The 12,147-nt window shown below is 68.1% G+C and carries 11 protein-coding genes and 3 pseudogenes; 11 read left to right on the top strand and 3 right to left on the bottom strand.

Features of this window, described 5'->3' with window-relative positions; all coding sequences use genetic code 11:
• The 4 genes and pseudogenes from ACFYMM_RS43815 to ACFYMM_RS43800 form a co-directional block, all read left to right on the top strand.
• Window positions 1-298 (top strand): annotated as a pseudogene (locus ACFYMM_RS43815) (transposase); the annotation flags it as partial.
• 210 nt (window positions 299-508) lie between these two features.
• Complete coding sequence (locus tag ACFYMM_RS43810; RefSeq protein WP_388398339.1) at window positions 509-1,324, top strand: oxidoreductase; 816 nt, start codon at window positions 509-511, stop codon at window positions 1,322-1,324.
• Between the two features lie 74 nt (window positions 1,325-1,398).
• A complete protein-coding gene (locus ACFYMM_RS43805; protein WP_388398337.1) occupies window positions 1,399-1,770 on the top strand; it encodes a hypothetical protein in 372 nt (123 codons plus the stop codon).
• A gap of 7 nt (window positions 1,771-1,777) precedes the next feature.
• Entirely contained in the window at window positions 1,778-2,284 is a 507-nt protein-coding gene (locus ACFYMM_RS43800; RefSeq protein ID WP_388398334.1) for a hypothetical protein, read from the top strand.
• A 122-nt stretch (window positions 2,285-2,406) separates the two neighbouring features.
• Here the strand turns inward: ACFYMM_RS43800 and ACFYMM_RS43795 are convergent, their stop codons facing one another.
• Window positions 2,407-3,426: an NAD-dependent epimerase/dehydratase family protein gene (locus tag ACFYMM_RS43795; RefSeq protein ID WP_388398332.1), complete on the bottom strand. Its 1,020-nt coding sequence runs from the start codon at window positions 3,424-3,426 to the stop codon at window positions 2,407-2,409.
• 67 nt (window positions 3,427-3,493) lie between these two features.
• Here ACFYMM_RS43795 and ACFYMM_RS43790 point away from each other — a divergent pair, with 67 nt between their 5' ends.
• Both ACFYMM_RS43790 and ACFYMM_RS43785 read left to right on the top strand, forming a co-directional pair.
• A complete protein-coding gene (locus tag ACFYMM_RS43790; protein ID WP_388398329.1) occupies window positions 3,494-4,138 on the top strand; it encodes a TetR/AcrR family transcriptional regulator in 645 nt (214 codons plus the stop codon).
• 868 nt (window positions 4,139-5,006) lie between these two features.
• Window positions 5,007-5,576 (top strand): GNAT family N-acetyltransferase, encoded by a 570-nt coding sequence (locus ACFYMM_RS43785; protein ID WP_388398326.1) that lies wholly within the window; start codon window positions 5,007-5,009, stop codon window positions 5,574-5,576.
• On the opposite strand, the gene ACFYMM_RS43780 is transcribed toward ACFYMM_RS43785, so the two are convergent.
• Both ACFYMM_RS43780 and ACFYMM_RS43775 read right to left on the bottom strand, forming a co-directional pair.
• Window positions 5,527-6,510, bottom strand: a complete 984-nt coding sequence (locus ACFYMM_RS43780; protein WP_388398323.1) for a hypothetical protein — start codon at window positions 6,508-6,510, stop codon at window positions 5,527-5,529. The two genes, ACFYMM_RS43785 and ACFYMM_RS43780, sit on opposite strands and share 50 nt — an antisense overlap.
• Before the next feature lie 1,449 nt (window positions 6,511-7,959).
• Window positions 7,960-9,120 carry a site-specific integrase gene (locus ACFYMM_RS43775; RefSeq protein WP_388398321.1) on the bottom strand — a complete coding sequence of 387 codons (1,161 nt, stop codon included), beginning with the start codon at window positions 9,118-9,120 and terminating at the stop codon, window positions 7,960-7,962.
• A 53-nt stretch (window positions 9,121-9,173) separates the two neighbouring features.
• Here ACFYMM_RS43775 and ACFYMM_RS43770 point away from each other — a divergent pair, with 53 nt between their 5' ends.
• The 5 genes and pseudogenes from ACFYMM_RS43770 to ACFYMM_RS43750 all read left to right on the top strand — a co-directional run.
• Window positions 9,174-9,611, top strand: a complete 438-nt coding sequence (locus tag ACFYMM_RS43770) for an alpha/beta hydrolase fold domain-containing protein (RefSeq protein WP_388398318.1) — start codon at window positions 9,174-9,176, stop codon at window positions 9,609-9,611.
• A complete protein-coding gene (locus ACFYMM_RS43765; RefSeq protein WP_388398315.1) occupies window positions 9,608-9,844 on the top strand; it encodes an alpha/beta hydrolase in 237 nt (78 codons plus the stop codon). Before ACFYMM_RS43770 ends, ACFYMM_RS43765 begins: the two co-directional genes overlap by 4 nt.
• A gap of 73 nt (window positions 9,845-9,917) precedes the next feature.
• A pseudogene (locus ACFYMM_RS43760) lies at window positions 9,918-10,930 on the top strand (NADP-dependent oxidoreductase).
• Window positions 10,931-11,069: 139 nt separating this feature from the next.
• A complete protein-coding gene (locus tag ACFYMM_RS43755; RefSeq protein WP_388398312.1) occupies window positions 11,070-11,660 on the top strand; it encodes a TetR/AcrR family transcriptional regulator in 591 nt (196 codons plus the stop codon).
• Window positions 11,661-11,839: 179 nt separating this feature from the next.
• Window positions 11,840-12,055: pseudogene (locus tag ACFYMM_RS43750) on the top strand (transposase); the annotation flags it as partial.
• Between the last annotated feature and the right edge of the window lie 92 nt (window positions 12,056-12,147).

Below are 12,147 nucleotides of genomic sequence, written 5' to 3'. Positions count from 1 at the left end.
AGCCGTCGCCACCGAACGGTTCCTGGAGTTCTCCGAGAAGTGGGGCACCAAGTATCCGGCCGTGATCAAGCTGTGGTCCGACGCCTGGGCCGAGACGGTGCCCTTCTTGTCCTTCGACGTCGAGATCCGCAAGGTCATCTGCAGCACGAACGCGATGGAGAGTGTGAACGCCCGGATCCGCAAGGCGGCTCGGGCCCGCGGCGACTTCCCCTCGGAGGCCGCCGCATTGACGTACGTCTACATGGCACTGATGAGTCTGGACCCGACCGGCAGGGGCCGGCGCCGCTGGACGATGCGCTGAAAGGCACCCCTGAACGCCTTCCAGATCGCCTTCGACGGCCGCCTGACCCCCACCGACCATCGATAACTCAACAACCAAGATCAGCCGTTAGTTGACACACCCGGTCCCGGCGATCGCCGGAGCCTCCCCTTGCCATCCGCCCCCTCCAGTCATAGCCTTCCGATCGTAAGGTAAACGATCGTAATTCAATAATGCAGGGAGCCTGTGATGACGACAGATCGGCCGGTAGCACTCGTGACGGGGGCATCATCGGGGATCGGCAACGCGACCGCTCGCGCCTTCGTCACAGCCGGGTTCGAGGTGATCGGAACCGGACGGAACACCTCGGGGCTCACCCCGCCCGCCGGTGTGACCTTCCTCGACCTCGACGTGACCAGTGACGCATCCGTCACCGCCGCAGTCCGGGAAGTGATCGCACGGTTCGGTCGGATCGACGTCCTCGTCAACAACGCCGGACTCGGCTCGGCCGGTGCGGCCGAGGAGAACTCCGTCGCCCAGGCCCAGAGCCTCTTCGACCTCAACTTCTTCGGTCTCGTCCGTATGACGAAGGCCGTTCTGCCGCACATGCGCGCCCAGGGCAGTGGCCGCATCATCAACCTCTCGTCCGTCCTCGGCGTCATTCCGCAGCCCTACATGTCCCTTTACGTCGCGGCGAAGCACGCCGTCGAGGGCTACTCCGAGTCCCTGGACCACGAGGTCCGCGAGCACGGCGTTCGCGTCCTGCTCGTCGAGCCCGGCTACACCCGGACCGCCTTCGACGCCAATGCCGCGCAGCCCGACACGCCGCTGCCGCTGTACGCGGAGCGGCGGCGTGCCTTCGACGAGGTGGTCGCCGCGGCGATGGAGGCCGGCGACGACCCCGCCGTTGTCGCCAAGGAGGTCGTCACGGCAGCCACCGCCCCGAAGCCGAAGCTGCGCTACACCGCCGGACCGCTCGCCTCACGTATCACCACCGCGCGACGCCTCGTTCCCGCCGGGATCTTCGACAAGCAGATCCGCAGGTTCAACCGGATGCCCGGCTGACGTCACACCCGGCCCACCGGCCTGCACCGCGCGCCAGAGGCGCGCTCCCCTGCGACCTGAAGAGGAGCGTCACCATGGGAATCAGTACGCAAGCACAGCAGTTCGCGCAGTTCCTCGAAAGCGTGCGCGCGAAGGCGTCGACACCGGGCCTCGATCTGGCCGTCGTCCGCGACATCGTCGACACACACGCTTCGGCGTCCACCGAGCCGGAAGGCCTCACCTACGCCGACGTGGACGCCGACGGCGTCCCTGCCCTGTGGGCCATCCCCGAGGGTGCCGACCCCGACAGGGCGCTGCTCCACTTCCATTTCGGCGGATCGGTCGCCGCCTCCATTTCTCTCGCCCATTGCGAGCTGTTGCTTGCGATGTCAATCGATCACGTTTCATCTGCCGTTCCCGCCTACCAACAGGCTTCGGAAACGGTCAGCGCCTGTCCCTCTTCCTGAAGGGAGCATGGCGAGCGATGACCGCCTCGTCCGCATTCCGGAGCGCTTGCGGCGAATAAGTAGGTTTACTTGCACGATGCCCGGTATGCAGCCGCTGCCCATCCCCTGCCCTGATCATCTGATCCCGGACGCCACCGGCCGGTTCGATGCTGCCTATTGGGCGACCAAGGGGCAGCATGCGGTGTTCGTGGGCATTGAACGCGAGGGTGAGCGGTGGACGGTGAAGGCGGATGCGCTGACCGCCGGCCCGGGTCACATCGTCGAAGATGCCGTGAACGTGGCCATGCGGGCGGCAATCGTCCGCCTGGTCCGCGAGCGGGAGGCTGGCTCGGACGCCTCTGTGGGGCCGGTGCACTTCATGCTGCACGGGGTGCCGAGTGAGGGGCGGGCCCGCGAGCTGACCGCAGCCTTCCATGCCGCTTTGTATGGGGATCTGGGCCGCTGCGCCGTGCGGTGCCCGGTGCTGACGTTGATCACGACGGTGACGCCGCCGGTTGACGCCTCAGTGACCTGATCGCCCCGAGAACGTTGAGTCGAGCTGGAGACGTGCGCCGTCGTCCGAAGGCGTCCTGGGGGTGATGCGAGGCCGTCACCTGGCCCGGGCGCTCTGCACACGGCGTGGTGTCCAGGGCGGCCTCAGACGAGTCCGCGCTCGGCGAGGCTGCGGCCGGTTTCCTCGATCGTGTCGGGGATCGAGTGGAGCGGGCGGGCCAGGAGCGCCTCGGCGGGGCCGTGGTCGAAGCGCTGCGCCGAGCCGATGAGCCATCGGTTGTCGCGCAGCTGAGGTTCGAACACGCTCGCGGCCCAGGTGAGCCATGTCGGCATGGCCCGGGTGGGGATCTTCTCGCTCGCCTCGGGGAGCCTCTCGCGGAGCACCGTGGCAACGTCGATGAGCGAGGACGGGTCGGTCGCGACGATCGTGCGACGTGCGCCCGCCGTTTGGGAGGTCATGGCCTCGATGTGCGCGTCGGCGACGTCTCGCACGTGTACCCACGGGAGTCGCAGGTCTGGGACCATCGGCAGCGCGCCGGCCATGATCTGCTGGATCGCCGAGACTGAGGTTCCGGGGTCGTCGGAGAGGAGGGGGCCGATGACCGCGCCCGGGTTGATGACGGCGAGCCGGTCGCGCACGCCGCGTCGGTCGGCGATGTCCCACGCCGCGCGCTCGGCCTGGACTTTCGAAGCTGTGTAGGCACCGAGGCCGCGGCGGTCGAGTGGGGTCCAGTCGGATGCCGTGAAGACGTGATCTCTGCGCGCCGGGGCGTACTGCACCGCTGCGAGAGACGAGGTGATGACCACGCGCTCCACGCCTGCATCGAGCGCCGTGGCGATTGCTCGCGTCGTGCCCTGTACGGCGGGGCGGATCAAGTCCTGCGGGTCCTTCGGCTTCGTCGTGACGAAGGGGGAAGCGACGTGCAGTACGAACCGGCAGCCCGCGGTCGCGGCCGCCCATCCCTCGTCCGACAGTAGATCGAGCTGCAGGATCTCCAACAACGTGTCGTCTGCGCCTGCCTCTGCCATCGCGGCGCGCACCTCGGCGGCGCGGGCCGGAGAGCGCACCGACCCGCGGACCGCGTATCCGCGCCGCAGAAGCTCTGCCGCTGTGTGACCACCGATGAACCCCGAGACACCCGTGACAAGGACCGTGTCCGTCATATCTATCCCAGCGATCGCCTTATCTTGACAGTGAGCAGTTTACGAGGAGTCTGCTCACTGTCAAGATATGGACTTGATGATGACCGAAGAGCCGAGGGCCGGCGATCGTTACCACCACGGCAATCTGCGCGCGGCGCTGCTCGACAGCGCGTTGGAAGTGCTGTCCGAGAGCGGTGTCGCCGGGTTCAGCATGCGCGAGGCCGCGCGGCGGGCGGGAGTGTCGCAGTCCGCTCCCAAGCACCACTTCGGCGACGCACGCGGGCTGCTCGGCGCGCTCGCCACGCGCGCCTACCGCCAGCTCTGCGACCGACTGGAGGCGGTGGACGTCGTCGGGCGCGATGTGCGGGAGCGGGTCGCGGCGCTCTCGGCCGAATATGTCGCGTTCGCCCGGGACAACCGCGCGCTGTTCGACCTCATGTGGCGCATGACCCAGTTCGACTTCAACGATCCAGACCTGATCGAGCAAAAACACCGGGCGCTCCGCTCCCTGGACCGTGGCCTGCGCGGCCAGCATGCGCAGCTTCCGGACAGTGCGGACCCCGCGCTGGTGCCGAGCTACGCAGTGTGGTCACTCGTGCACGGCTATACAAGCCTCGCACTGGAGGGCGCGATCGACGAAGGCACCCCAGATCCGTTGACGAGCGACTTGCTCCCCGCGATGCTGCGGCTCCTCGATGTGTCCCCGACCGACCGTGACCAGAATCGCAGCTGAGCCTTGATCCACCGGACAACTGCCGGCCGGGTACCTGGAAATGAAGGCGCGGCTGCCCTCGACTCTCCATGCCGCTTCGGCAGTGTCACCCGTGTTCGATGACCGGAACCTGGACGCGTGTCCCCGGCTGGTGCCCTGCGCAGCCAGGTTGGAAAGGGCTCCTTCTGTGTTCACCGTGAACCGGTAGGCAAGCGAGCGTCCAGCTCGCCGACGACCCCGCGGCGACCACGCTGGCCGCCAGATGTGACTGCCTGCCCGCGCCTCACGACTTCAAGATCACCCTATGGTCCCTTTTGGGCTTGCCCCGGCGATACCCCTGGCAGGGAGGCTCCGGACGGGGCTGCGCTGGGTGTTGTTGTCGGTGCGCCGGTCCAGCTCGGTGCGGAGTTCGTGGATGACCTGGGCATAGACGGCGGCGCGCGATGTTGACCCAGTTCGGGCGGCAGTCGTCGAGGTCGGGGGTACGGCGAGTGCTGTCTTCCTCGCTGCGCAGGCGGCAGGCTGCTCGCTTGGGGTCCAGGACGCAGGTCATGCCCATGCCGGGGAAGATCTGCAGGTCGGGGTTGGTGAGCATGGTGTTGGCATGCCGCTTGGTGCGCAGGACTCGGCCGGCGAAGCGAGTGGCGGCCTGGACGCGGTGCCGGTAGGTCTCGGCTGCTGGGCCACTGACCTGCTCGCCTTCACGTAGGCGCTGGTGTGCGTCGGTGAGGGTGTCCAGCCGGGCCAGCCAGTCCTCGAAGGCGAGGTCGTCGGGGAAGCCAGAGGCGTAGTTCCCTAATGGTGGAGTCGGGTATTGGAACTGTCCGAATGCCCTGGTGGCAGCAGAAAGTGGCGTGCGTCGAGGCGACAATCCCGGCAGGATGCGGGCATGGTTGCCCCCTTGGATGTCCCGCGCCTGACTGCCGGCGACAGTGTTCTGCTGCGCGCCTGGGAGCTCGGGGATCTGCCTCTCGTCCGGGAGGCGTCGAGCGACGACTACATCCCGTTGATCACGACCGTTCCCTCGACGTACTCGCAGGCGGCGGGCGAAGCCTTCGTCCGGCGACAGTGGGAGCGGGCGTCTACTGGTAGCGGGTATCCGTTCGTCATCGTGCGGATCGAGGACGGCCGCCCGCTGGGGATGGTCGGTCTCTGGGTGAGGGACCGGGGCGAGGGACGAGCGTCGCTGGGGTATTGGCTTGCCGGGTCGGCCCGTGGTCAAGGGATTGCCGCGAAAGCCCTCCGGGCGGTTGTCCGCTGGGCTCTTAGTGACCTGCGGATTCCTCGCCTTCAGCTGCATGTCGAGCCGTGGAATGTCGCATCACAGCGGACGGCTGAGCGTGTGGGCTTCCAGCGTGAGGGCCTGCTGCGCAGTTGGCAGCAGGTGGGTGAGGAGCGTCGGGACATGATCATGTATTCGATGCTGCGTGTTGATCTTTCCTCACCGGCCGCTGGCTGACTTCGGCTGCGTAGGCGGCCCAGTCCCCGGCGGATGCCTGCTGCCACTGGACGGCGACCTTGATGTGGACACCGAGCATCCGGGCGAGGATCGCAGCGGGGAGTTCGGTCGCGAGAGTGAACAGTGCGGTGGAGCGATCTTGTTTTGGTCGGATCCCGATTTTATGGAGACGGATGCCGATCTGGCTGTCGGTGAGGGGGCGCCCTGGATGTCCTCCCGGGAACAGCCAGGGAACGTCTTCCGGAGTGCCGATCTTGGCCTTGCCACGGCGGGTTACGACGAGCTCGCGGACCAGGCTGGCCAACGGCGCAGGCAGGACGACCGGCGAGGTGCCGAACGTGATGGAGACAGTGTCGCCGTCGAAGTGCACGTCATCGACGGTGAGTTGGCTGATGGTGGCGATCTTCTGTGCGTAGAGGATCAGCAGCAGTCCCGCAACGCGGTCCGGGGTCGGCAGCGAGTCGTCGTTGAGGAGGCGGCGAGCGTCAGCCCAGCGTTTCTCGCTGTCGATGGTGCCGAGCGGACCGGTCCAGCGGACGGTGCCGTAGGTCAGGCCGCGGGCATGGCGGTGCTGTACCGACCAGCGGACGAAGTGGCCTGTCTCGTCGCGATAGCTGACCGTGGCATCGGCCATCCACCGTTCCAGGTCCGGCTGGGTGCAGGTCGCCAGCGTGAGCCCTTCACCGGTGAGCCAGGTGAGGAAGTTGTCGGCTGCGGTGACGTGGCAGCGCACGTTGAGATCCTGGAGCCGGGTGGTGTGGTCGTCGCCAATGCGCCGGCGGAGCCGGCGCATGTGATGCCAGACCGCGTAGCCGTGCAGGATCAGGCGCTCGGCGAGATCGGTGCGGGCCTGGACCGTGATGCTGATCCATTTCTCCAGGGCGATGAGCCGTTCGTCGCGGGGGGGGGAGGGCGCCGGTCGCGACCAGGACATTGCGCAGGTGAGCGAGCACCTTGCCCGGTGGTAGTTCGTCGAGGACCTCGTGGGTGACGGGCCGCTCGTCGCGTCCTATGCGCTCCAGGAGATCTCGTGCTTTCGAGCGGGAGATCCAGGCCAGGGCGATGTCCGGGCGCTCGGCTTTCGTCAACGCCTTTTGGAATGTGGTGAGTTCAGGACGTAGAGCCCCGGTGACGTCACCGAGGAGGTCGCGTACTTGCTGATCGAGGACGCATCGCTGGCAGGGGCGGGGGCTGAGCTGCCAGGTGGTGGTGCAGACCGGGCAGCGGCCCCAGAAGTCGGGGTCGGGGTTGGTGCACTTCGCGCACAACGGCGCCTCCCAGGTGCCGCCGCGGGCCTGGGCGACGGAGTCGCAGCCGCTGCAGGTCACCCATCGGTGCTGGCAGCGTTCGCACCACGGCTGACCGGTGGCCCGGGACATCTCGCAGGCCGCCATTCGTCCGCAGATGCCGCACTCCGCGGTGATCCTTGGTCGGCAGTTGTTGCAGCGGGGACCGTCGGGCAGCCGGGTCGCGACGGGCATGCGTCGGCGGCAGCCGACGCACTCCTCCAGGTTCGAGGGCTGTCTGATCATGCAGTTCGGACACAACGGCCGACCCTCAGAGTCGCGGGTGGCAGGCTCGCGCACGGCGCCGCAGCCGGAGCAGGGGACGGCCGCGTGGCGGGCAAAGCAGGCTCGGCAGATCCTCTTGCCCTCCAGCAGTTTGGACAGCGCCTTCACTCCGTGGCAGCGCGGGCAGGCCGGCCGGACGACCTTGGTCGCCCCGGCCTCGACGAGTTCATTGATGAACCGCAGGGCAGCCGGGGTGGGTGCTTCATAACCGGACCCGGTCAGCAAGTCGGGGCTGCCGACGACGGCCCAGGCCAGGCGCCGCTGGCCGGCGGGCCGGACGGTGGCGCGGCCGAGCGCTGCCAGGACCGCGTCTGCGTGGAGGGCAGGATCGAGATTCGTGATCAGCTCGGTGAGTTCCCGCAGCGGGTCGCCGTCGGTGTCAGGGCAGTTCGCGCAGCGGGGCTCGCCGTGGCGGTCCCGGCTGACGACGCGTCGTTGTTCATGGCAGCCCGCGCAGACAGCCGGCTTGTCGAAGCAGGGCGAGCATCCCCACCGTCCTCCGGTGCTGCTGCCGACGTAGCGGCATGCGCGTCCGCACTCGCCGCAGCGGGGCAGTGCGACGTCCTGGGCTCCGGCGTCGTGAAGGGCCATCAGCAGTTTCGCGACGCAGTAGGGCGCCGGTGGCTGTCCGGTCCGCAGCAGCGACGGGTCGTCGTGCAGGGCCTGGGCAAGGCTGCGGCGACCGGCTCGTGCGCGTACGACCGTGAGGACGACGTCGTGGACGTGCTCGGCGGTCAGGTGCTTTTCGACGTTCCCGACGAGCCGCACGACCAGGCCGACTGGATCCGCGACGACCTCCTCGGCGAGACCGGTCACCGGTCGACTCCGCTGATCCGAGCCCGCCGGGGCCGCAGGTCTCCGACTCCTTCGGCGACCGAAGTCCCTCCCGCAGCAGCCTTCTTTGGCCTCTTCGCGGAGCCGACCACGGCGATGGGCTCGATGAGGTCGTCCATTGCGCAGTCGAGGATGTCGAGCAGGGCCATGAGCATCTCCAGCCGCCGGTTGCGGGTCCTGCGTTCGACCAGCAGCAGCTGCGGCAACCGCTCGTAGCGGCAGGCGCGCTGAGCGCGGCGGACCGCTGCGGCGCGTTCACCCTCCTCGTAGGCCAGGACGTCGGCCAGCACGCTGCGCGGCATCCAGAACCGGCGCCCATGTCCACCCTTGGCGCATGCCTCCGCCGGCCGGCAGGTGTAGTAGGTGCGGGTCTCGTCGTCGGCGGGCAGCTCCAGGCGCAGGACGCTGGCCCACTCACTCAGCCGCAGCCCGGTGCCGTAGAGACCGTCGACGAACGCGCAGTCACGCTGGCTGTTGCGCCCGCGCCACCCGTCGATCTCCCGACCGCGCAGGTCCAGTCCGCGCAGCCCGACGTCGACCCAGCGGGCATAGCCGGCCGGGTCCAGCCACTTCACGTCCTTGCTGCGTACGAGGTGCGGGCCGGCCTCGAACGACTCCGTCACCGTGCCTGGGTCAGGGCCGGGAACCTGCTGTCGGGCCAGCGGATCGCTCACTCCCAACCGGGACCCGGCCCAGCGGTAGAACGCGCTGATTGCGATCAGGTCGTCCAGCACCGTCCCGCCGGCCACGCGCCGGGCGTTGGCCTCGTCGGTCATCCGCCAGAACTTGAACCCGGCGACGTCCTCCTCGTCGGCGTCGTGCCAGGCCCGCCCCGCCGCATCAAGGAACCCCAGCCAGACGGATACCGCGAAGGCGTACTTCCTCCGCGTGCCAGCGCTCGCGTTGCGCATCCGCGCCGAGGCGAAGAACCCATTGACCTCCGGCACCGACCAACCATCGGCCCGCAGCAGCACCGGCTGTCCCATCTGCGTACCGTGCGCGTGCGCCCACTCCGCCAGCGTCGGCAGGCCCGCCAGCACCGGATCGGCCGCGTACCACGACACCTCCCGCCGCGGATCGCACCAGTGCACCTGCCACCGTGCCAACGGACTGGCTTCCACCTCAAGTTCATCGATCATCAACGAGTGAACATACGTTCACTCACAGTCACTGAAATCCCAGCAACAGTTGCTTGTGGCTAGAGACCACCGGCGCATCGGACCGCAAGGCCGCCGGCCACATGGCCAAAGCGGCCGGACCCCGCTCACTCGTCGTGGGCTTCCGCCTGGCACCCGAGCACCCCCACCCGGCGCAGATCGACGACGCCGAGACCGCCTACCGCTGGCTGCTCGCGCAAGGCTACGAGCCGCGGAACATCGGCAGCACCGGCCACTCCATCGGAGGCACCCTCGCGGTCATGCTGCCGCTGCGCCTGCTCGCCAAGGGCGAGGCGACCCCCGGGGCGATCATCAGCATCTCGCCGTGGGCCGACCTCACTATCAGCAACCCGAAGGTCGACGAGAACGAGGAACACGACAAGATGCTCAGCCGGGGCATCCTCGAGTTGTTCCGAGCGGCTTGGCTGCAGGACCCCGACGTGGACTTCACCGCCCCGGCATCAGCATCGTGAACGCCGACCTGACCGGCCTGCCGCCCACGGCCCTTCACTACGGCGAGTACGAGACGTTTGCCGGCGAGGACGCCGACTTCGGCCGCCGGCTCGCCGACTTCAAGATCGTTTCCGAGGTCCGCCCGCTGCCCGCGGGCCAGCACTCGTTCATCCTCGGCGCGGGGCGCGTGCCCGAGGTGGACCGGGCGATCGGGCACATGGGCCAGTGGCTCCGCCAGCACCTCGGCAGCTGATGCGGAAGCCGCCCGGACATGCGCATCGCACACCAAAAGGCAACCGAGAAGACCACGCAAAGGGATGGCTGACTTGAAGGCATTCGTCGTCGAGAAGTACGGCAAGGACGGCGTACGCGCCGCAGACGTTCCAGAGCCCACCGTCGGGGACGCGACGTCCTGGTCCGAGTGAGCGCCACCAGCATCAACCCGCTGGACAAAATGGTCCGCAACGGGGAGTTCAAACAACTCCTGAGGTACAAGCTGCCCTTCGTGCTCGGCCACGACGTCGCCGGCGTCGTGACGAACGTCGGGTCCGCCGTGCGCGAGGTGGCCGTCGGCGACGAGGTCTACGCACGTCCCCGCGACCTGCGGGTCGGAGGCTTCGCGCAGTTCATCGCGATCGACCAGGACGACGTCTCACCCGAGCCGGAGTCGCTCACCCTCCGCGAGGCGGCAGCGGTGCCGCTGGTGGCCTTGGCCTCCTGGCAGATCCTCGTCGACCGCGCCCAGGTGAAGCCGGGTCAGAAGGTGCTCATCCACGCCGGTGCCGGTGGCCTCGAGTCGACGGCCATCCAGCTCGCCAAGCACCTGGGAGCCACGGTGGCGACGACCACGAACACCCGCACCGAGGAGTTGGTCAGGAACCTCGGCGCCGACATCGTCGTCGACTACACCAAGGAGGACTTCTCGAAGGTGCTGTCCGGCTACGACCTGGTGCTGGACTCCCTGGGCGGGGCGAACCTCAAGAAGTCGCTGACCGTCCTGAAGCCGGGCGGCTTGGCCATCGGTGTCGCCGGCCCGCCGGACGCCGGTTCAACCAGGCAACTCGGCGCCCCCTCGTTCATGGGCGTCGTCATGAACGCGCTCAGTCGCAAGGTGCGCAAGCAGGCCAAGGCCCTGGGCGTGCGCTATCAGTTCTTCTTCATGCAGGCCAGCGGCACCCAGCTCCGTGAACTCGGCGCCCTGTACGACAACGGACAGCTCCGCCCGGTCATCGACCGGACGTTCCCCTTCGACCAGACCCTCGAGGCGATGGCGTACGTCGAGCAGGGCCGTACCACGGCCGGAAAGGTCGTGATTTCGATGGCCCCCGACGACGAGTGAATCGGGCCGGCCACAGAGAAGGCGTGTCGGTGCTCCACGACACCGTCGGCAATGCCATTGGAGTACGTTCGCAATCCAAATACGATGGCGAAGCCAGCGGGGGGCGGGTGCCCCTTCCGGCGCACAAAGGAGCGAGCGCGTGGTGCGTTACGGGAAAGAGCACAAGCAGGCGACGAGGCAGCGGATCATCGAGACCGCCGGCCGCCGGTTCAAGCGGGACGGTATCGACGGCTCGGGCATCTCGACGCTGATGGCGGACGCCGGACTGACCAACGGCGCCTTCTACGCCCACTTCGCATCCAAGGACGACCTCGTGGCCACCGCGGTCACGGACCAGTTGCGCGCGCAGTACGCGAACGTCATCGAGCAGGCGGCCCCGGGCATCGCCGGACTCGAGCAGATCGTACGGTGGTATCTGTCACCCGAGCACCGCGACAATCCCGACGACGGCTGCCCCTCCGCGGCACTCCTCGATGAGATCGTGCGCTGCGCGGACGAGACCAAGCAGGCGTACACCGACGGCGTGCTCGCTGTCATCGACGGTATCGCCGCCCGCCTGGCACCCGCCGATCCGCCCTCGGTGCGCACGAAGACCCTCAGCGTCTACGCCATGATGGTCGGAACGCTGCAGCTCTCCCGCGCCCTGGCCGACCAGCGACTCTCCGACGAACTCCTCAACGAGGGCATCCGCAACGCCCTCATCCTGCTCGGTGTACAGGCGTCCCGCTGACGCGGCGCAGCACCACGCGGCAGCCTCTGCGAGCCGCTCCACACCACCCCCGGCGGAGCGCCTACCGCTTCGGCGGGGCCTTCTTGCCCTGCACAGCCACCGCAAGGAACTGCGTCACCCTCAGCCCGGTGAATGTCTCCACCGACACTCGGCAGGGCGCCCCGGTCCGACCTCACCAGCTCGCCGAGTACGCCGGCAATACCACCCCACACAGCCTGCAGCACTTGCTTTCCCACAGCCGGTGGCACGCTGACGGCCTGCGGGACGACCTTCAGGCGTACATCGCAGAACAACTCGGTACGCCGAACGGCGTGTTGATTCTCGTCGACACCGGCTTCGTGAAGAAAGGCATCACCTCCGCAGGGGTGCAGCGCCAGTACTCCGGCACGGCCGGGGCTTGTTCCTGAATAACTGTCAGGGTTGATCTTCCGGATGGTCCTCGTCAGGCAAGCGAACTCGAAGCTGTTCGAGGGTCCGGGCGGGCGAC

It is taken from the genome of Streptomyces sp. NPDC006739 (assembly GCF_042869815.1).
Lineage (GTDB): Bacteria > Actinomycetota > Actinomycetes > Streptomycetales > Streptomycetaceae > Streptomyces.
Note: the sequence above shows the minus strand (reverse complement) of the source record. Positions and strands in the feature narration are given on the sequence as shown.

What these genes read in the sequence shown, in the direction of transcription:
- ACFYMM_RS43810 (WP_388398339.1), top strand. Translation starts at nt 509, where the DNA reads ATGACGACAGATCGGCCGGTAGCACTCGTGACGGGGGCATCATCGGGG.
- ACFYMM_RS43805 (WP_388398337.1), top strand. Translation starts at nt 1,399, where the DNA reads ATGGGAATCAGTACGCAAGCACAGCAGTTCGCGCAGTTCCTCGAAAGC.
- ACFYMM_RS43800 (WP_388398334.1), top strand. Translation starts at nt 1,778, where the DNA reads ATGGCGAGCGATGACCGCCTCGTCCGCATTCCGGAGCGCTTGCGGCGA.
- ACFYMM_RS43795 (WP_388398332.1), bottom strand. Translation starts at nt 3,426, where the DNA reads ATGACGGACACGGTCCTTGTCACGGGTGTCTCGGGGTTCATCGGTGGT.
- ACFYMM_RS43790 (WP_388398329.1), top strand. Translation starts at nt 3,494, where the DNA reads ATGGACTTGATGATGACCGAAGAGCCGAGGGCCGGCGATCGTTACCAC.
- ACFYMM_RS43785 (WP_388398326.1), top strand. Translation starts at nt 5,007, where the DNA reads ATGGTTGCCCCCTTGGATGTCCCGCGCCTGACTGCCGGCGACAGTGTT.
- ACFYMM_RS43780 (WP_388398323.1), bottom strand. Translation starts at nt 6,510, where the DNA reads ATGTCCTGGTCGCGACCGGCGCCCTCCCCCCCCCGCGACGAACGGCTC.
- ACFYMM_RS43775 (WP_388398321.1), bottom strand. Translation starts at nt 9,120, where the DNA reads ATGATCGATGAACTTGAGGTGGAAGCCAGTCCGTTGGCACGGTGGCAG.